19 protein-coding genes and 1 pseudogene are annotated in these 21,651 nt (G+C 29.7%); all 20 read left to right on the forward strand.

Features of this window, described 5'->3' with window-relative positions; translation table 11 throughout:
- The 20 genes and pseudogenes from AACQ14_RS11670 (at position 1) to AACQ14_RS11765 (ending at position 21,439) form a co-directional block, all read left to right on the forward strand.
- Positions 1-1,461, forward strand: a complete 1,461-nt coding sequence (locus AACQ14_RS11670; RefSeq protein WP_339363769.1) for a lipopolysaccharide biosynthesis protein — start codon at positions 1-3, stop codon at positions 1,459-1,461.
- A 384-nt stretch (positions 1,462-1,845) separates the two neighbouring features.
- Positions 1,846-2,022: pseudogene (locus AACQ14_RS24915) on the forward strand (DapH/DapD/GlmU-related protein); the annotation flags it as partial.
- A 14-nt stretch (positions 2,023-2,036) separates the two neighbouring features.
- Positions 2,037-3,020 carry a hypothetical protein gene (locus AACQ14_RS11680; protein WP_339363771.1) on the forward strand — a complete coding sequence of 328 codons (984 nt, stop codon included), beginning with the start codon at positions 2,037-2,039 and terminating at the stop codon, positions 3,018-3,020.
- Between the two features lie 38 nt (positions 3,021-3,058).
- A complete protein-coding gene (locus AACQ14_RS11685; protein WP_339363772.1) occupies positions 3,059-4,321 on the forward strand; it encodes a nucleotide sugar dehydrogenase in 1,263 nt (420 codons plus the stop codon).
- Between the two features lies 1 nt (position 4,322).
- Complete coding sequence (locus AACQ14_RS11690) at positions 4,323-5,582, forward strand: glycosyltransferase (protein WP_339363773.1); 1,260 nt, start codon at positions 4,323-4,325, stop codon at positions 5,580-5,582.
- A gap of 50 nt (positions 5,583-5,632) precedes the next feature.
- Positions 5,633-6,757 carry a glycosyltransferase family 4 protein gene (locus tag AACQ14_RS11695; RefSeq protein ID WP_339363774.1) on the forward strand — a complete coding sequence of 375 codons (1,125 nt, stop codon included), beginning with the start codon at positions 5,633-5,635 and terminating at the stop codon, positions 6,755-6,757.
- A 29-nt stretch (positions 6,758-6,786) separates the two neighbouring features.
- Entirely contained in the window at positions 6,787-7,281 is a 495-nt protein-coding gene (locus AACQ14_RS11700) for a DUF4330 domain-containing protein (RefSeq protein ID WP_339363775.1), read from the forward strand.
- Between the two features lie 179 nt (positions 7,282-7,460).
- Positions 7,461-7,949 carry a DUF4330 domain-containing protein gene (locus AACQ14_RS11705; RefSeq protein WP_339363776.1) on the forward strand — a complete coding sequence of 163 codons (489 nt, stop codon included), beginning with the start codon at positions 7,461-7,463 and terminating at the stop codon, positions 7,947-7,949.
- A 39-nt stretch (positions 7,950-7,988) separates the two neighbouring features.
- Positions 7,989-8,471 carry a hypothetical protein gene (locus tag AACQ14_RS11710; RefSeq protein ID WP_339363777.1) on the forward strand — a complete coding sequence of 161 codons (483 nt, stop codon included), beginning with the start codon at positions 7,989-7,991 and terminating at the stop codon, positions 8,469-8,471.
- A gap of 40 nt (positions 8,472-8,511) precedes the next feature.
- Positions 8,512-9,867 carry an O-antigen ligase family protein gene (locus AACQ14_RS11715; protein ID WP_339363778.1) on the forward strand — a complete coding sequence of 452 codons (1,356 nt, stop codon included), beginning with the start codon at positions 8,512-8,514 and terminating at the stop codon, positions 9,865-9,867.
- A 47-nt stretch (positions 9,868-9,914) separates the two neighbouring features.
- Complete coding sequence (csaB, locus tag AACQ14_RS11720; protein WP_339363779.1) at positions 9,915-11,000, forward strand: polysaccharide pyruvyl transferase CsaB; 1,086 nt, start codon at positions 9,915-9,917, stop codon at positions 10,998-11,000.
- Between the two features lie 30 nt (positions 11,001-11,030).
- The gene (locus AACQ14_RS11725) at positions 11,031-11,756 is read left to right on the forward strand and encodes a WecB/TagA/CpsF family glycosyltransferase (RefSeq protein ID WP_339363780.1); all 726 of its coding nucleotides are present in this window, start codon (positions 11,031-11,033) and stop codon (positions 11,754-11,756) included.
- 78 nt (positions 11,757-11,834) lie between these two features.
- A complete protein-coding gene (locus tag AACQ14_RS11730; protein WP_339363781.1) occupies positions 11,835-12,704 on the forward strand; it encodes a YitT family protein in 870 nt (289 codons plus the stop codon).
- Positions 12,705-13,208: 504 nt separating this feature from the next.
- The gene (locus AACQ14_RS11735; protein WP_339363782.1) at positions 13,209-14,321 is read left to right on the forward strand and encodes an ABC transporter ATP-binding protein; all 1,113 of its coding nucleotides are present in this window, start codon (positions 13,209-13,211) and stop codon (positions 14,319-14,321) included.
- Positions 14,322-14,759: 438 nt separating this feature from the next.
- Complete coding sequence (locus AACQ14_RS11740) at positions 14,760-15,851, forward strand: PucR family transcriptional regulator (protein WP_339363783.1); 1,092 nt, start codon at positions 14,760-14,762, stop codon at positions 15,849-15,851.
- A gap of 141 nt (positions 15,852-15,992) precedes the next feature.
- Complete coding sequence (gene ftsE, locus AACQ14_RS11745; RefSeq protein WP_113673668.1) at positions 15,993-16,679, forward strand: cell division ATP-binding protein FtsE; 687 nt, start codon at positions 15,993-15,995, stop codon at positions 16,677-16,679.
- Entirely contained in the window at positions 16,669-17,580 is a 912-nt protein-coding gene (ftsX, locus tag AACQ14_RS11750) for a permease-like cell division protein FtsX (RefSeq protein WP_339363784.1), read from the forward strand. The genes ftsE and ftsX overlap by 11 nt, the downstream gene beginning before the upstream one ends.
- A gap of 38 nt (positions 17,581-17,618) precedes the next feature.
- On the forward strand, positions 17,619-18,749 hold the full coding sequence (locus AACQ14_RS11755) for a murein hydrolase activator EnvC family protein (protein WP_339363785.1): 1,131 nt from the start codon (positions 17,619-17,621) through the stop codon (positions 18,747-18,749).
- Between the two features lie 108 nt (positions 18,750-18,857).
- Positions 18,858-20,117 (forward strand): S41 family peptidase, encoded by a 1,260-nt coding sequence (locus AACQ14_RS11760; RefSeq protein ID WP_339363786.1) that lies wholly within the window; start codon positions 18,858-18,860, stop codon positions 20,115-20,117.
- Positions 20,118-20,176: 59 nt separating this feature from the next.
- A complete protein-coding gene (locus tag AACQ14_RS11765) occupies positions 20,177-21,439 on the forward strand; it encodes a PDZ domain-containing protein (RefSeq protein WP_339363787.1) in 1,263 nt (420 codons plus the stop codon).
- The last annotated feature ends 212 nt before the right edge of the window (positions 21,440-21,651 follow it).

Consider the following 21,651-nt stretch of genomic DNA (forward strand, 5'->3'; position numbering starts at 1 on the left):
ATGAAGGAGAATACATCAAAAAAAGTTATTTCAAAAGATATAATATTTTATCTTCCTGCAAAAATCTTGGAAGGTGTAGTAGGATTTATTACAATTGCAGTTTATGCACGATTATTTACACCAGAAATATATGGGGATTATGGTTTTATAAATCCAACTATTAATGTTATCTTTTTAATTATATTAGGTTGGTTGATGCATTCTTTATATAGATATATTAATGCATACAAAGATGAAAATAATGTAGAAGAGTTATGTTCCACTGCATTTGTCAGTTATATAACACTAGTAGGTATTGTTTTTTTTATATTGCTGGTATTTCAATTAATTGGTAGTGACATTATAGAAACCAAGTTGTTGTTTAGTTCTTTTTTTATGTTTGTGGCATATGGTTTGAATCAAATTTTAATGAATCTTTTGGTTGCAATAAAGAAAATTAAACTGAATTTGGTATTATCCTTATGTGGAGTTGTTTTAAAACTTATACTTACCATTTTATTAGCATTTAATTTCCCAAGGTCTGTAATTATTATATTAATTGCTAATGGAACTGTAGATTTGTTAAAAGCAATAATTGTGTTTATTAAATTAAAAGGATATAGATATATTAATTTAGGTAAAGCATCAAAGGGTACTTTTGATGTAATGATAAAATACGGTTTTCCGTTGATTGGTTTGAGTCTGACTTTGTTTGTGCTAAATATCTCTGATAGATATGTTATAATATATTTCTGTGGAAGGGGTATTTCAGGTATATATACAGCAAATTACTCATTGGCATCAGCAGTTTATACAATGATGATGATGGGAATAATGAGAGCAGTTTACCCTAATTTGTTAGAGGCTTGGGGTAAAAAAGATATGGTTAGGACTAAAGATATATTATCCAGTGGAGTAAGGTATTATCTATTGATATGTATACCGGCTACTGTTGGATTGGTTATGTTATCAAAACCTATCTCTAGGATATGTTTAGCTGGAGAATATCAAGGTGGTTATGCTATTATAGGTTGGGCTTCTGTAGGAATGCTGTTTTTTGGATTATCTGAGTACTGTAATAAGGCATGGGAACTTACTGCTAATACCAAGGTGATATTGATTAATAGTTTGATTAGTGGGTTGATTAATTTAGTGCTTAATATAATATTAGTTCCTGTTTATGGATATAAAGTTGCGGCTATAACTACGATGATATCGTTTGTATTATATTTTATTTTAAGTTTTACTGGAGCAAAAAAAGTATTAATCTGGAAATTAAAACCGATAATATATATACGTATACTAGGTAGTGCATTAGCTTTTGGTGTATTATTGATAATTACGGTGTCTTTCTTGGAATTTAGTGTGCCAACATTACTTTTATCAATAGTAGTATCTATAATTATATATGGTGTTCTATTATTAGTTACTGGAGAGTTGACAGAAGAATTAAAGATGATACGTAGATTATTTAGAAGATAAAAAAATGTATAGGATGTTATGATTATGGGAGTAAAGAAAAAGATTTGTTTAGGGTTTTACTACTTAATTGGGAAAAAAATGCCTGAATCTGATAGCTTGATAAGTTTTGGAGCAAAAAGATTTAGGAGATTTTTATGTAAAAATATATTTGAATATGCGTCAAAATCATGTAATATAGAAAAAGGAGTTTTCTTTGGCAATGGACAAGATATATCTATTGGTGATAACTCGGGAATAGGTTTATATGCTAGAATTCAGGGGCCCCTTAGTATTGGTGATAATGTTATGATGGGACCAGATGTCATTATATATACTAAAAATCATGAAACCAAAAGAACTGATATACCAATGATTGAACAAGGTGTAACTGCACCTGAGAAAGTAGTTATTAGTGATGATGTTTGGATTGGAGCTAGAGTGATAATACTTCCAGGGGTAACAATTGGTGAAGGAAGTGTTGTAGGAGCTGGTTCAGTGGTGACAAAAGATGTTGAACCATATTCCGTTGTGGGTGGAGTTCCAGCTAAGAGAATTAAGTCAAGAAAAAACCTGATTAATTGAGGATATGATATAAAGTGAAAGCGTTAAAAATAATCATTTTGATTACAATAGCTATAAGTCTATTATCTGCATGCAGTAGCAGAGATACTGATGAAGATGACATTAATAAAGATATATGGGTTATACAAGATAAGGATAAGATCAGTATTGGTTATAGATATAATGAGAAAGAGGATATATGGATTCAATTTGCTAAAAGAGGTATTAATGAGTTGATGCAGATTTCTAATATATCTACATCACCTATACAAGAGAATATGACAATTGATACTTTTAATAAGCTAGTCAAAGAAGAGTTAATTGATAGCTGTACTGACTGGGTAGGTCCATATATGGTTAGAAAAGGTCAGGAGAAATCAACCTATAAGCCTCAGTTTACAGGAGGATGGCATGGAGTTGATGATAAAGACGAAACTGCTAAGATGATTGACTATAGTGTTAAAATAGATGGTGATGTTAATAATAATAATGTCCAAAAGGCTTCGAATGTTACAATAACAGTTAAAAATAATATTCAAGGATATAATACTCTTGAAAGTAAAGAAGAGATTTTACAAGAAACTGTTATTTATAATATTAATAGTAAAGATATACAGGTTGAAGTTAGTATCAAAGCGTTAGATGATATCGTTATTGAGAGGTATTATGGTTTACAGACACAGAATTCTCTATATAAAGGTATTAGATATGAGGGTTTTGATGATACTAAATTTGATTCCTATGAAACCAGTGACTCTCCACCTAAGAATGTTGATTGTATTAATAAGTTTACTCTGGACTCAGAAGATGGGATGCATATTCTTGTAGCTTACCTAAATGATGAATATGGTTTAGGGAATGGTGAATATGTAGATGAATCTTCGCCATATGCTTTTACATTGAGTTATGGAAAAAGTTATTTTAATATAGTAAACGGTAAAGAGTTAGTTATAAAAAAGGGAGAGACAGCTGGCTGGAAAGGTAGATATATTTTTAGATATAATAATGATATCAATTAGAAAAGTTTTTAATACGCATATAGAAAGGATTGAACAGAGTGAAAGAAAAGATTTGTGTACTAGGTCTTGGTTATATTGGACTACCAACTGCTGCTATGTTTGCTAGCAATGGATTTGATATAATCGGTGTGGATGTTAATGAAAAAGTTGTTAATGCTTTAAATAAAGGCGAAATAATAATAGAAGAACCATATTTGGATGTAATGGTAAGAGATGTTGTTGTTTCAGGCAAATTGAAGGCTTCAGTTAAGCCAGAGGTTTCAGATGTTTATATTATCGCAGTACCAACTCCTATTAATGAAGATAAGACTGCTGATATGTCTTATGTAATCAGTGCAACAAGATCAATTGTTCCATTGGTTAAAAAAGGCGATATAATAATTCTTGAATCTACTTCACCACCAAAAACAGTAGAAGATATTATCGTTCCAATATTAAAAGAATCTTCACTTGATGTAGAAGAAGATTTATATATTGCACATTCACCTGAACGTGTTATACCTGGTAAGATTCTTTTTGAACTTGTGGAGAATAACAGAATCGTTGGTGGAATAGATGAAGAATCAGCATTAAAGGTTAAGAAATTATATCAATCCTTTGTAAAAGGAGAAATATATACAACTAACGCTACTACTGCAGAGATGTGTAAATTGACTGAAAATACTTTTAGAGATGTTAACATAGCACTTGCCAATGAGTTAGCCATGATCTGTGAGCAGATGAATATTAATGTATGGGATGTAATAAAATTCTCCAATAAACATCCTAGAGTTAATCTGCATCAACCTGGGCCAGGAGTTGGAGGGCATTGTATAGCAGTTGACCCTTGGTTTATTGTGGAAAAATTCCCAGAGACAGCTAAAATGATAACATTAAGCAGGAATATCAATGACAGTATGCCAGAATATGTATTCAATAAAAGCAGAAAGATTCTTGGTACTCTAAAAGACAAGAAGGTCACAATACTTGGTATAACATATAAACCAGATGTTGATGATATGAGAGAGAGCCCTATAATTGAACTCATCGAACTTTTAGAAGAAGTAAGTGGTATTGCTATTTCTATACATGATCCTTATGTACAGGATTTCAAATACCTTGAAAAAGACATCTATACTGCATGTAAAGATAGTGACCTAGTTATACTTGGAGTAAATCACAAATTATTTAGTGATGCTAATATGGACAGAATATATAAAGACATGAAACAAGCTAATATATTGGATACAAGAAATTTCTTTGATGAAAAAATACTAGAGGAAATAGGATTTAATTATAATTTATTAGGAAAAGGTAAGTAAAATGAAAAGAAAAGTTTTAATGGTAGCTAATCAATTTCCACCAATGGGTGGCTCAGGAGTTCAAAGAAGCGTAAAATTTGCTAAATATTTACCAGAATTTGAATGGGAACCCATTGTATTTACAAGAGAAAGTAATAAAGGCTTAATTGATGAATCATTACTTCAGGATATACCTAAAAATTTGAAAGTGATAAGAACTAAATCTTATGACTTAAATGAACTAGGGAAACCTTTTAATTTAGTTGGGAAATTTATATCTAGGAAGATATTGATACCTGATGGTGATAAAATATGGTACGAAAAGAATAAAGACATCCTCCTAGAATATATAAAGGGAAATGATATTGATGTTCTTTATACCACATCTTATCCATATAGTGACCATTTGTTAGGCTTATATGTGAAAAAACATATACCTGATCTAAAATGGGTAGTAGATTTTAGGGATGAGTGGTGTAATAATCCATATATTCTTGATATGGGATATTCCAAAAGCCGTATGGATAAGGAACGTAGAATGGAAAGGGAAGTAGTTGGTAATTGCGATTATTTTATTACTAATACGCCTCTTATGCTGAAGAATTTTTTGAAAGACTATAATATTGAAGATAAATCTTATGTAATACCTAATGGTTATGATGAAGAGGATTTCTGTAATTTCAGTAAGGAGTATATAAAAAGAGATAAACTAATCATAACTTACTCAGGTTCAATGTATGGAAGAAGAAAGCCAGATTATTTCTTACAAGCAGTGAATGAATTGATAAATGAGCAAAAAATTGAAAAAGATGATATATTAATAAGATTTATAGGCAATATTCCTAATAAGAAAATAAATGAGATAAATGATACTTATTCCTTAGATGGGGTAGTTAAATATTTACCTTACATGGAACATAAGAAGAGTATTGAAAAGCTTATAGAGTCTGATATTCTATTATTTATTATTGGTGAAGGTAAAGGTGCAGAGAATTTCTATTCAGGCAAAGTGTTCGAATATATGAATACCAATAGACCTATATTAGCATTGGTACCACCAAAAGGTGTTGCTGCTGATGTAATTAGAGAAACCAATACAGGATATATATCAGAGACAACTAATGTAAGTAATATAAAAGACTTGATGTTTAAGTTATATACAGATTGGAAGAACAATACTATCCAGATACAACCCAATTGGGACAGAATCAAAACTTTTGAGAGAAAAGAATTGACTAAACAACTTGTTACAATATTTAATAAGGCTTATGATAACAGGTAGAATAATAGCTGTGGAAGTTATGAGATATAACAGTAGGAAGGTTGAATGTTATGAAAATATTACATCTTATTAGTGGAGGAGATAATGGAGGGGCAAAGACTCATGTCATTACTCTATTAAAAGAATTAAGTAAGCATGCTGATATAACACTTGTATGCCTTTTAGAAGAAAATTTTGCAAAAGAAGCAAGAGAGCAAGGTATTAACGTTGTTGTTCTAAAACAAAGTAAAAGATATAAGTTAGACATTGTTAATCGTCTGGTTGAAATGCTGAAAAAAGATAAATATGATATACTCCATTGCCATGGAGCAAGAGCTAATTTTTTAGCCATGTTTATCAAAAAGAAATATTCTATACCTACTGTATCTACTATACATAGCGATTATAAATCAGATTTTGATAACAACTTATATAAAAAGATAGTATATACAACTTTAAATTATTTCAGTTTAAAGAGAATGGATTATTTTATAGCTATAACTAACCAGTTTAAACAAATGTTAGTAGATAGAGGATTCAAGGATAATAAGATTTTTGTAGCCTATAATGGTACTAGGATAATTGAAAAATGTTATTCTCTATCTAAACAAGAATTTTTGGATAGATATAATATTGAATATGATGAAAATAAAGTTTATGTAGGTATTGTCACAAGACTCCATCCAGTAAAGGGAATACCTGTATTTCTGAAAGCTGCTGCAAAAGTGTTGAAAACATCTAGTAACATCCTGTTTTTGATTGCTGGTAACGGTGATGAAAAGCATACTGAGAAATATAAGGAATTTGTTATCAATAATGATCTAGGAGATAAAATTAGATTTCTTGGCTTTGTTAAAGATATTGATAATTTTTATAATGCTATAGACATTAATACATTAACTTCTCATAGTGAGAGTTTTCCCTATGCATTATTGGAAGGTTCCCTTAACAAGAAAGCTACTATTAGTTCTGCAGTAGGTGGAATTCCAGAGATGATAATACATGGAGAATCAGGATTATTATTTGAAGATAATAATTATGAACAACTTGCAGAGTATATTATAAAGCTTGCTGGAGATAAGGAATTAAGGAACAGATATAGTGAAAATCTGCATAACAGGATAAAAAATAATTTTTCTGATGTAGATATGGCACAGTCACATATTGAAATATATAATAAAATACTAAAAAATTAAATTCACATATACAGAAAGGAAGGGTAAATATGAAAATAATTGATAAGAATGGTAAATTATTTGGTAAGATTAACATTATGGATATAATTATTATTCTTTTAGTAATAGCGATAGGTTTTGCTTTTTATAGTAAATTCATTAAAAAAGATAGTGGGACTGCAGTTTTATCCACTAAACAAGATATATATATTGTTGCAGAAGCTTATTCTCAAGCACCAGAAATAGCAGAGTCTATTGTAGAAGGAGAAACTCTGGTTGCTCAAAATAAATATCAGCCTGGAAATATTGATTATGTGGAGATAACAGATGATGATTATGTTGCAACAACAAAGGATGGAAAGTTTGTGGCAGCAAAAGATACAAGCAGAAAAACAATTGAAGTTGGAATTAAATGTAAAGCTAATATAAATGGACCATACATTGATAGTGCCGGACAAGAGATAAAGGTTGGACTGACATATTGGATTAAAACTAGTAGTGGTCAAATAAAAGGCGTTGTTAAAGAAATTAGATTAGAGCAATAATTCAACTTTCCCACTACAAAAATCCATGCAGGCATGCTAAATTAAAGGATTTGTAGAATAAAAATATAGGTGGTTTTTCTATCTTTTTATTATACAAAACTCTCCAATGACTTTAAAATGACTGCATTAAATTAAAGGTGGTAAAGTTAGGAGAACAATAATATAAGGGAGAGAAATAGATGAAGATTATAAATGAAAAAGGGAAACTATTTGGATTAATTAATATTATTGACTTGATAACCATTTTTCTTATTATTGCATTAGTTCTAGGAGCATTTTACAAATTCAAGGGCAATGATATTAGTGTGCTAGGTTCCAATAAAACAAAAGAGATGGAATATGTTGTTAGATTAATACCTAACTATGAATATTTCTTTGGACAATATAATATTGGAGATAAATTAGTTCAAGATAAAAGAGTTCTGGATGCAACTATAACTGATATAAAAATTGAAGATTATTATAAAGCTGTAGAAGATGAAAATGGTGTAGTATCCATTCAGAAACATCCATTATATAAGCAGGCATTCATAACTATAAAAGCAACTGTATCTGATAAAGACCCTATTTTAAAATTGGGTGAACAAGAAATCAGGGTTGGATGTAGTAATTTTGTAAGAACTAAATTATGTGAGATGCCAGGATTTATCTATGAAGTTAAAAAATAATAACTTGACTTAGGGATATATAAGAGAGGAAAGAAAGCTATGGATGTAATTAGAACTAGTTTATTTTATAGAATTATTAAGTATGTTGATAGAATACATGAGTATAGTTTTTTCTATAAAACAAGGAAAAAGAAAAAAATTCATAGATCTACTAAATTTGAACATTCAATCTATCATTATTCATTAGTATATAAACTATTGTGTGCTATAGGTAAACCTTTCAGTGCATTGTTTGGTTGTATCAATAAAGGTTGTAGAACCAGCTTTATAATAAATGCGATAGGTAAGTTGACTTATGATATGAAGAATAAAAAAATAAGAGTATTTAATCAATTCATGATAAGTTTTATTATTGGATATATAATAACTAATATTGCTTTTAATATGTTTGCTGGCTATAAGCTAAAATACGTACTAGTATTTGCTGTATTAACAATAGCTGTTAATTTTATGGCTTATTTGATATGTAAATATAAAGAAAATAGTTTGTTTATTTGTTTGTTTAACAAGATTATAGATTAAGATTAATATGAAAATAAAAACAAGTTAGTTGGTGAACAATGTGAAAAATAAAATAAATATATTGATTATAATAATTGGTTTAGCTATTGGTATGATAGGTGCAAAATTAGGCATTAGTATTGCTCTTGGTGCTACCATGATTGTAATATTAGCAGCTGCTATCATTCTAGATTATCAAAAAACGGTTATACTACTTGGAATATATGTTTTTATTGATTTTGCAGTAAGAAACGTAGCAGGTCTGGCTGTTTTTTCAAGTATATGGGATGAACTGATGTTTCTAGGTTTTATATGTATTTTTATCTATAAATTGATTCGTTATAGAAATAAAAGTGTTTATAAATCAACCCCTTTAGATTTTCCCATTGTTTTTTTTGTTTTAATTAGTATTCTCTTAGTATTTATCAACTCCCCTAATCTGGGAATTGCAATTGATGGATTAAGAGCGGTTGTACAGTATATGCTATGGTATTTCTTAGCTGTTCAATTACTTGATTCTACAAAAAGTATACTAAAAGTATATTGGGTATTAACTTCAGTAGGTACACTACTAGGGTTACATGGTATATATCAATACCTAACAGGTGCTGAAATGTTGGGTAACTGGGTAGATAGTGCAGAAAACATAACTACTAGAGCTTATTCTATTATAGGAAGTCCTAACATATTAGGTGCAGTATTTGTGCTATTTATTCCTATGAGTATAGCACTTTTAACTTCTGACTATAATAGATGGAGAAAATTTATTGCATTTTGTATGGCAGTAGTTATGGCTGGAGGATTATTTGCAACTATATCAAGAGGAGCATGGATATCTGCTGCTTTCGGTATTGGTATATTTATACTATATAAAAATAAAAAATTGATATTGCCATTTATATTATGTGGATGCATAGCTGTACTTATGATTCCTTCTGTGTCCAATAGATTAAGTTATATGTTTACAGATGAATATAGAGCGAAAGCAGCCAAAGGTGGTAGAATATATAGATGGGAAGAAGGAATTGAAGCTTGGAGTGAAGGTAATAAAGTTATTGGTTTAGGCTTAGGAAGATATGGAGGAGCTGTTGCAACTAATAATGATTTATCTCCGTTCTATATGGATAATTACTATCTTAAGACTTTAGCTGAGATGGGTATATTAGGTCTAGTATCATTTATTTTGCTCCTAATATGTGTGGTTAAATGGTGTACCACAGCAGTCATAGAAGAACCTAATAGAAGGAAAAAAGACCTGATGATGGGATTATTTGCAGGAGCGCTGGGTATATTAGCGCAGAATGCAGTAGAAAATATATTTGAAGTTCCTATGATGGTTACCTATTTTTGGCTTTGTATAGGAATGATAATGGCACTTAAGATGGATAAAAATGTATATAGCATAAGAGATAATTAATGAAATAAAAAGTTTCTAGCGTTTATTTCAAAGGAATGGGTGTTTACATGATTAATATTGTAATCTCTGGATATATTGGTTATAGTAATTGTGGTGATGATGCAATACTATCAGCTATATGTGAAGGAATTAGAGAATTAAATATTGAGGCTAACATTACAGCTTTGTCTAAGAATCCTGTAATTACTATGAAAGATAATAATATAAAATCAATATATAGGTTTGATTGGAAAGAAGTTAATAGAACTATAAAGAGTGCAGATATTATAATAAGTGGCGGGGGCAGCCTGCTGCAAGATACAACAAGTACAAGATCACTGCTGTATTATCTAGGAATAATAAAATTAGCTAAAATATATAACAAAAAAGTTATGCTTTATGCTAATGGAATTGGACCCATTTATAAAAAAATGAATAGAATGATGACAAAATACATAGTTAATAAGGTGGATATAATAACTCTTAGAGACGAATTGTCAAAGAAAGATCTAGAGAGTATGAAAGTAACAAAGCCTAGAATACATGTTACGGCAGATCCAGTATTTTCTATGAATGTAAAGAAAAATGGCTACAGGGAGCTTTTAGCAGATAATGGGATTCCACTTGATAAACCACTTGTTGGTATTTTGTTTCGAGAATGGAAGAATATTAGATATGAAAAGATAATTGCAGAAGTATGTGATAAACTTGTAGAAGAAAAAGACGTAAATATAGTTTTTGTTCCAATGGAATACAAAGAAGATATAGGTGTCAGTAAACACATTTCTAATAATATGAAGAACAAATCTTATGTACTTGATAAAGACTTGGACTCATCATCTATCATAGGAGTTATAGGTGAAATGCATATGATATTAAGTATGAGACTTCATGCTTTATTATTTGCTGCATTAAGCAGTATACCTATGGTTGGATTTGTATATGACCCAAAAGTAAGTTGTTATCTAGAACTAATGGATATGCCTTCAGCAGGTGATGTTAAGGAACTAGATATAACATCAATTAATAATATTGTTAATGATGTTTATAATAATTATGACAAGTATGTTGAAAAGCTAAATGAAATAAAGGTTGAGATGAAAAAGAAATCAGAGCTCAACAATAAATATCTTTTGGATTTGATAAATGAATAAAATAAAAAATGAAAGGATTAATATTAATAGATGAAAGTTGATATTTTAGGAGTTAAAATAGATGATTTAACTATGAACAAAGCCGTTAAAAAGGTTACCCAATATACCATGAGCGAGAAAAAATATAAAATCTATACTCCTAATCCTGAATTTGTTATGACAGCAAATGAAGATGAAGAGTTTAGAAGTATTCTTAATGAAGGTGATCTGGTGATTCCTGATGGAATAGGTATTGTTATTGCTTCTAAAATAATGAAAAAGAGTATAACAGAACGTGTTGCGGGATATGACCTTCTTCAAAACGTTTTTAATGAGATTAAAGGTACTGATAAAACTGTATATTTTTTTGGAGCAGCAAAAGGTGTAGCATTACAGGCTGCGGAGAAAATGAAAGAAGTACATGAAGGTTTGAATATCATAGGTATCCATGATGGATATTTTGATGAAGAAGAAGAGAAAAGAATCATAGAAGAAATTAATTCTCTCAAACCAGATATATTATTAGTAGGTCTAGGTGCTCCAAAACAAGAAAAATGGATAAACCAAAACATTGATAACTTAAATGTAAAAGTTGCCATAGGTGTTGGTGGTAGTTTTGATGGTATGGCAGGAATAGTAAAAAGAGCTCCTAAAATATATCAAAAATTAGGTATAGAATGGTTTTATAGACTTATAAAACAACCAACCAGAATTAAAAGGATGATAAAATTACCTATGTTTTTAATAAAAGTTATTATATACAGGAAACATCCATAAATACATACACAAGATATGATGATAATTATATTTGATGTTCATCATATCTGAAATTTATGTAACAAAAGGAGAAAAATTATGGAATTCACAAGTAAGCGAAAACCTATTATAGATTATTTTATAATAATTGTAGGAGTAACATTATTAGCAGCGGGATTAAATATGTTTTTTATCCCTTTGGATCTTGTAACAGGTGGAGTTACTGGTTTGGCTATAATTATTAAAAAGTTAACTGAGAATATAGTTCCAGGTGGGGTTGAACCTTGGATTACTAATATTGTCATAAATATTCCTTTATTTTTAACAGCGGTACTTATTAAAGGTAAAAATTTTGGTGGTAGAAGTTTGTTTTCTACTATGTTTTTATCATTAGCTTTAATCTATACATCTTACTTACCTCCAGCTACTAATGATATGCTGCTTGGAAGTGTGTTTGGGGGAGTTATTTCTGGAGCTGGTCTGGGATTGGTTTTTTCAGCTTATTCAACTACAGGCGGAACAGATTTGGCTGCTAGTATAATACAACACTATATAAAACATATATCAGTAGCTCAATTAATGCTTATGTTAGATGCAATCATTATTATATCAGGATATTTTATCTTTGGAATTGAAAAAGCTATGTACGCTTTAGTAGCAGTATTTATTTCTGCTAAGATTATTGATGCAATTTTGGAAGGTATTCATTTTTCAAAAGCGGCATTTATCATATCTGACCATAACGATGAGATATCAAAAGAAATAATGCAGAGACTAGATAGAGGGGCAACAGGTTTACAAGGGAGTGGTAAATTTTCTAAGAAGAGCAAAGAAGTACTTCTTTGCGTTGTTTCAAAAAAGGAAATTGTCAAATTAAAAGAGATTGTAAGAGAGTATGATAAATTTGCATTCGTTATTGTAACAGATGTAAAAGAAGTTGTAGGTGAAGGCTTCATAGAGTACAAGTAATTTAGTTTGCACCCTAGAGAATTACCGTGTTTCATGACTTTTATTATTAAAATTTTTAACTAAAAAAATATATAAAAAAAAGAAATAGTTTTATCTATATTTACTTATCACAATATCTGTATAGATAAGTTTACTAATAAATAAATTATATATAATGCAAAATTATTAAATCGGAACTAATAGGTTACAATAATTGTTAAGCTTATTTTTGCAAGTGTGACATAATTTATTCTTTTTTTTAGGTAAAACATACTAGAAACTGAGTAGTCTATCATTATTAGGTATTAAGAAATTAGTCATTATATATAGATTAATAACTTATAAAATAGATATTATAGATATAAGTATTAATTAGAATCAGCAATATACAAATTAAACAAAATGAAAACGGCTAATTTGTTTAATTAACCTATGGTATTAGCCCGTGAAATATAGTATATTATCATACGTAGATACATACAGAGCCGGAAAATTACAAAAATATCCTAAGGGGGCTAATTTATTATGGCAAGCTTATCATTAAAAAATATTAAAAAAGTATATGCTCAAGGAGTTACAGCTGTACAAGATTTTAATCTTGAAATCGCTGATAAAGAATTTATTATCTTTGTAGGACCATCAGGTTGTGGTAAATCAACTACACTTCGTATGATTGCTGGACTTGAAGAAATCACAGAAGGTGAATTATACATTGGTGATAAATTAGTAAATGATGTTGAACCAAAAGACAGAGATATCGCAATGGTATTCCAAAACTATGCGTTATATCCTCATATGACTGTTTATGATAACATGGCATTTGGTCTTAAGCTTAGAAAAACTCCTAAGGCAGAAATCCAAAAAAGAGTTACAGAAGCTGCTAGAATATTAGATATAGAGCATTTATTAGATCGTAAACCAAAAGCATTATCAGGTGGACAAAGACAACGTGTTGCTATGGGTCGTGCTATTGTTCGTGAGCCAAAAGTATTCTTAATGGACGAACCTCTTTCAAACTTAGATGCTAAACTTAGAGTTCAAATGAGACTTGAAATTTCTAAATTACATCAAAGATTACAAACAACAATTATCTATGTTACTCATGACCAGGTTGAGGCGATGACATTAGGTACTCGTATCGTTGTTATGAAAGATGGTATTGTACAACAAGTTGATACACCAACTAACTTATATGAAAGACCACAAAACTTATTCGTAGCTGGATTCATCGGTTCACCACAAATGAACTTTGTTGATTGTAAAGTAGCTAAGAATGGTAATGGTGTAGATTTAATTTTTGAATCAAATAAAATTACTTTACCAGAAGGTAAAGCTAAAATATTAGTTGATGGTGGATACATTGGAAAAGAAGTTGTTATGGGTATTCGTCCACAAGATATTCATGATAGCCAAATCTTCATTGAGTCATCACCTAAGAGCATAGTTATGGCTAATGTAAACGTAACAGAGATGTTAGGTTCTGAAACATTCTTATATGTTGTTGTTGATGGTTATGATATGACAGCACGTGTAGATCCAAGATCAAAAGCTAAACCAGGCGATAAAGTTGAATTAGCTATTGACCTAAATAGAATTCATGTTTTCGATAAAGAAACAGAAAAAACTATTACTAACTAAGAGTAGTAATTGATGATAAGATTATTAACATGAGTATATGTTAAATATATTAAAGGGAATGTAAAATGTTACATTCCCTTTTAATTAGCTTTTTAGAAGAAGATACCAGTTATTTTGGTTATAATTGTTACAAGGTTATTTAGTAATTGTTACTTATCGTTACCACAATATAACTAATAACATATCGTTAAAAATGAAAAAAATATAAAAAATTGTATATTCGTTATTAAAAATTAATAAGATTTATGAACTTTTTGTAAATGATTAAGAGGAAATACACAAAATTACGTATTCCCTCTTTTATTTTTGTAGATTTTGCTATAAAATATATAATAAGGGAAATAGTAAAGCCTAAAATTGGAAATAATTCTAATAACAAATATTTTATTCACTTATATAATATGCTTTTCAATACTAAATAATAAGGGAGAGAAATAAATGATATCAAACCAAATTATTCAAAACACCATTGAAGGACTTAAAACAATAACACGTATTGATATAAGTGTTATAGATCCAGATGGGAAGATACTAGCGACAACTGAAGAAGGTAGATTAGAAGAATACAATTTTGCAGTTCCAGATTTCGTAAGGTCACAAGCAGAAAGTCAATTAGTTCTAGGGTATCACTTTTTTAAAGTATATGACGATCATAATGTAGAATATGTAGTTTCTGCAAAAGGTGAAACTGATGATGTCTATAAAATAGGTAAGATAGCATCTTTCCAAATACAGAATCTATTAGTAGCTTATAAAGAAAGATTTGACAAAGATAATTTTATCAAGAACTTACTACTTGATAACCTATTACTTGTTGATATATATAATAGGGCTAAGAAACTTCATATTGAGACAGATGTCAGAAGAGTGACTTTTTTAGTAGAGACTAAATCTGAAAAAGATAGTAATGCACTTGAAATAGTAAGAAGTATATTCCCATTAAAAACTAAAGATTTTATTACTGCTGTTGATGAAAAAAATATTATTATTGTAAAAGAATTAGATGAAAACGATACTAATGAAGATATCAATAAAATTGCAAAAATGATTGTGGATACTCTTAATACAGAAGCTATGAGTAGTGTTTATGTAGCTATGGGTACAGTAGTAAATGACATTAAAGATGTTTCGCGTTCTTATAAAGAAGCTAAAATGGCTTTAGAAGTGGGTAAAATATTCTATGTGGACAAGTATATCATAGGCTACAATAATTTAGGGATCGGAAGAATCATATATCAATTACCATTACCTCTTTGCCAAATGTTCATAAAAGAAATATTCCATGGAAAATCACCTGATGATTTTGATAAGGAAACTATTACTACAATAAATAAATTCTTCGAAAATAGTTTGAATGTATCAGAAACATCAAGACAGTTATATATCCATAGGAATACTCTTGTGTATAGATTAGATAAACTACAAAAGAATACAGGTCTTGACTTACGTATTTTTGAAGATGCCATTACGTTCAAAATAGCATTGATGGTTGTTAAGTATATGAAATTTATAAGTGAATCTGAATATTAAACATAAATGTATACGTGTAAAAGATGATAAAGCAATTGTAGTTATCTACAATTGCCTAAGTTTTTTATCCTGTAGTAAAGTTTATTTACATATGAGTCGTAGTAAAATAATAATTTGTTTTTGTAGTTAGGAGGATAATAGTTGATACGTCTTGAAAACATTACAAAGATATATTCCAATGGAGTATGTGCTTTGAATAATGTATCATTGGGAATAGAAAAAGGAGAATTCGTTTTTATAGTAGGTAATAGTGGTTCTGGAAAAACTACATTAATAAAATTATTAATGAAGGAACTAGATTCTACTGAAGGCAAAATATTTGTTGATGACAAGGATATAACAAGATTAAAAAGACGTTATGTTTCAACATTAAGAAGAAATATTGGAGTTGTATTCCAAGATTTTAGATTACTTGATAAGATGACTGTATATGATAATGTTGCTTTTGCACTTAAGGTAACAGAGGCATCAAATAAAAAAATAAGAAGAAGTGTGCCTATGGTATTATCAATGGTGGGGCTTTCCAAGAAGGCAAAAATGTACCCAACAGAGATTTCAGGTGGGGAAAAACAAAGAACAGCGTTAGCTAGAGCAATTGTTAATAATCCCCCGATTCTAGTAGCAGATGAACCTACAGGAAATCTTGACCCAAATAATTCATGGGAAATAATGAAATTACTAACAGAAATTAATATGAGGGGTACCACAGTAGTTGTTGTAACTCACGATAAAGAGATGGTTAATGCAATGAAAAAACGAGTTGTTACCCTTAATAATGGCTGTATTGTAAGAGATGTGCAAAGGGGAGACTACGGGGATGAAGCTTAGAACAGTTGATTATTGTTTTAAACAAGGGGTAATTAATCTATTCAAAAATAGATTAATGTCCATTGCTTCTATTGGTACAATAGCGGCTTGTTTGTTCATTGTAGGCATTTTTTATATAACTGCTGCCAATATTGAATATACATTAAAAGAAGCGGAAAGTAACTTAGGAATAGCAGTTTTTCTAAAAGAAAATATAACAGAAGCAGATATAAAAGCTATTGAAACAATGATAAGCCAAAGAGAAGAAGTAAAATCAGTTGAATACATATCACCAGAACAAGCATGGGAAGACTTTAAAAAGACAATGTACGAAAATAATGAAGACTTGCTGATTGGATTTGATGGAGAAAATAATCCATTAAAGAACTCTGATAACTTTCAGGTATTGATAAAAGATATCAATAAGCAAGAATCATTAGTTAAGTATATTCAAACTTTGAGTGGAGTTAGAGAAATAAGACAGGAAAAGAATATCACTGAAATAATAAAAGGATTCAATAATTTCATTAACTATATGAGTATAGTACTTATTGTTATACTGATTTTTATATCTGTTTTCCTGATTTCTAATACAGTTAGAATTGCAATATCAGTTAGAAAAAATGAAATTAACATTATGAAATATCTGGGAGCCAAAGACTTTTTTATAAAATTTCCATTTATCATAGAAGGTATGCTTATAGGGGCAATAGGTGCAATAGTACCATTAGCAGTAATATACTTTGCATATGACTATGTAATAAATATAATTAATGAAAAATTTGTTGTGATTAATCAATTTTTATCGTTTATGAACGTAGGTCAGATATATAGTATTCTGATACCATTATCATTGATTATTGGAATAGGTATAGGTATCGTAGGAAGTAGAATTACTATAAGAAAACACTTAAGAGTATAATATTTAAAAATATATTATGTAAACAATAAGGAGGCTATATGAAAAGAGTAATTAAAAATTGTTTGGTTATATTACTTTTGTTCATGATTCCAACTACAATATTTGCTTCTTCCTATAAGCAGCAGTTAGATGATTTGGAGCAACAACAAAAAAATAGCCAAAGTTCAATCAAGGAAAATGAACAAATAATCAAAGAATTAGATGCTGATATTCAAGAGTTGGTAGGACGAATTGTACAGTTAGATAAGCAGATTGACGAATTTGATATTAAAATTAAAGATTTAGAGCAACAATTGAGTGATAAAGAAAAAGAGATTGAAGTTACTAAACAAGACTTAGCAAAAGCTAAGGAAAAAGAAGAAAAATATTTTAAACAAACTAGTGAACGTATGAAAGTAATGTATGAACAAGGAGATTCTGCTTATTTAGAGGTAGTATTAGAATCAAAAAACTTAAGTGATCTACTTAATAGAGTAGAGTACATAAATGCATTATTAAAATATGATACAAACATGATAAAAGAATTAGAAGATATAAGAGATGACATAGCTGCAACAGAAACTAAACTAGAAGAGGATAAGGAAAAAATTGTAGAATTAAAAGCAGAATGTGATCTTCAAAAATCAGCATTAGAAGACGTTCAAGCTACTAAAGAAAAAGAAATGGCTGTTTTGGAAAAGGATAAAAAAATTAATCAAGCAGAAATAGATGCTAAGAAAAAAGAAATGGAAGAGATAGCAAAAGCTATTGATAATATTAAGAGTAAGTTAGTTTATGCAGGTGGTAAGATGTCTTGGCCAACAAAATCACGTCGTATAACATGTCCTTTTGGTACGAGAAAGCATCCTATTACGCATGTTATTAAAAATCACACAGGAATTGATATTGGTATACCATCTGGAACATCTGTGAAAGCAGCTAGTAATGGAACTGTAGCATTTGCTGGTTATAGTAGCATATGGGGTAATTATATTTTGGTAGATCATGGAAGTGGATACGTTACTATCTATGCACATAACTCTAAATTACTAGTTAAAAAAGGACAAAAAGTAAAAATTGGACAAACTATTGCAAAATCCGGTAACACAGGATGGTCAACAGGTCCTCACTTACATTTTGGTATTAGAAAAAATGGTGAATGGATTAATCCAATTAACATGCTTAATTGATATAAATTTTTAATTGCAAAAAACTGCTAATGCAGTTTTTTTGCTATAATGGAATAATACTAACTCAAATACAATACAATATTATTAGTATAGTAAGGAGAATGTTAAATGGCTGAAAGAAAAAAATTTATTTATGGATTAGTTGTTGGTATGGCTATTATTCTTATAATAAATGTAATATATTTAGGAACATCTAGTTTGATGCATGAAGTGGAAGATAATAAAGGTGTTCAAGTTGTAAAAGAAGGATATAATACTCCAGAAGATAAAATGAAGGATATACTTAAGCTTGTAGAAGACAGATACTATCTAGAGAATTATAAAGAAGAAGAGCTATATGATAGCGCTTATGATGGATTATATAGTGGATTGCTGGATGGTTTGGATGATCCATATACTGTATATTATACAAAAAAAGAATATGAATCATTCATGGAAAGTACATCTGGGAGTTATGAAGGTATTGGTGCTGTTGTTACCTATAATGAGGAGACAAAAGAATTAATGATAGTATCACCATTCATAGGTTCACCTGCTGAAAAAGCTGGATTGCTTCCTGGAGATATAGTAAGAAAAGTTGATGACAAAAATATAAAAGGTCTTACTATGGAAGATGTAGTTGCCAACATGATTAGAGGTAAAAAAGGTACTAAGGTAACTCTAAGTATTTATAGAGAATCTGATAACTCAAATATGGATTTAGAAATAAAAAGAGATATAATCACAATGCCTACTGTATCTCATGAGATGTTAGATGACAAAATAGGGTATATTCGTATTACTGGATTTGAAGAAGTAACTTATGATCAATTTAAAGAGGCACTTTATGACCTAGAATCACAAGAACAAAAAGGGTTGATTATTGATGTTAGAAATAATCCTGGAGGACTTTTGAATATTGTTATTGATATGGCTGACGAACTATTGCCAAAAGGATTGATTGTTTATACAGAAGATAAAAATGGTTATAGAGAACAAGCATCTTCTGATGAAGAACATAAATTCACCAAACCTTTAGTTGTATTGGCTAATGAAAATAGTGCTAGTGCATCTGAAATTTTGACAGGTGCCATAAAAGATAGTGGTATTGGTACAGTTGTAGGAACAACCACTTTTGGTAAAGGATTGGTTCAAAGAATATTCCCATTAGAAGATGGTTCAGCAGTAAAAGTTACTATTTCAAAATATTATACTCCTAGTGGCAATTATATACATGGAAAAGGAATTGAACCTGATGTAAAGATTGAATTGCCAGAAGAGCTAAAAAAAGAATTGGTGATAAAGAGAGAAGAAGATACACAATTTGCAAAAGCTATTGAAGTAATGAAAGGTAAAATTGCTAAAGCAGATATGGTGAATAGTAAGTAAAAATCAAATATATAAGAAACTGGTAAAATGGTTAATGATGTTAAAATAGGGGAGCATATATGAATCCATTGTTAGAAATAATCCATATTACACTAGTGTCTATTTCAAGAGCATTGTTCAATTTTTCATTTATATTTGTAATATGGATTCTATATCTTTTGATTAAAAAATATAAAAGTGTTAATATATATAACTTTGATAATTCAAAGACAGTTATAAGTGCCCTTGTAGAGTCCATTCTGCAAGGGATAATCATTGGTATAATTGGCAGTTTGATAATAGCTATTATCGGGCTTCCAATTAATTTAACGTATTATTTAATATTTCTACTTCCCCTAGCTCTTATATTATCCCTTATTAATATTAGATATTTGTGTTTTTCATATGCTGCTTCTGTCATGGGCGTCTTATCATTAGTGTTTAGAGGTCAAACCATATTTGGAGTTAATTTACCTGATATTAATATTAATATCAGTGGATTGTTGGCATTGGTAGGTATATTACATCTAATGGAAGCTATATTGATTTATTTTGTAGGAGCAGATGACCCTATACCCATTGTGGCAAAAAAAGATGGTAAAATTGTTGTAGGACATTTGATGCAAAAGTATTGGCCATTACCTATTGCAATGCTTGTATTATCAAGTGGAGGAGTGTCTAATTCAGAAATTGTTCAGATGCCAGAATGGTGGCCGTTGTTAAAAGATATACCTAGTAATATTGGTACTTATTTCTATGGATTAATGCCTTTTGTGGGAGCTTTAGGATATAGTAGTATAACATATTGTGAGGAACCTAAAAAAAGAAGTAGAAAAACTGCTTTAAGATTGATGGTTTATAGTGTGTTATTGATTATTTTATCTATTTATTCAGTTGGTAATATTTTTCTACAGATATTAGGTACAATTCTTATGGCTGGTATTCATGAAGGTATGATTCTGTATGAGCAATATATTGAAAGTAAAAGAGAGCCTATTTATACAGTACCTAAAAAAGGTGTAAGAGTTATGGGAGTTACTAGGGATGGTGCTGGAGACCAAATGGGTATTAGGGTTGGAGATATAATATCTAAGATTAATGGAATAAATGTTTTGAATACACGGCAGTACAGGGCGATATTAAAGAATGGTTTTACTTTCTTATGGGTGGATGTTATACACCTTGATGGAAGTATGGATACTTATGAGTTTAAGGCTTATCCTGATGGTATTACTGATTTGAAGGTAAGATTGGTTCCGGAGAATCCTAGGATTATTTATAGACATCAGAGTGTGCAGAAGATAGGGTTGTTTCATATTATTAGAAATAGGTTTGGGAGATAAAGAGCTATTTAAAGGATTGTATGATAATGATAGTAGGTAAAGAAAGATATATTTAAGTGATAACGGTAGTATGTAAGAAAGGAATAGTTGGATAATAACGGTAGTATGTAAAAAAGATATATAGTTAGATGACAACGGTAGTATGTTAGAACCATATATAATGATAATCACTTATGTTACATTTGTTGCTATTATCTGATTGGAATGTAGCA

The organism is Vallitalea maricola (assembly GCF_036985595.1).
In the GTDB taxonomy this organism is placed as follows: Bacteria; Bacillota; Clostridia; order Lachnospirales; family Vallitaleaceae; genus Vallitalea; species Vallitalea maricola.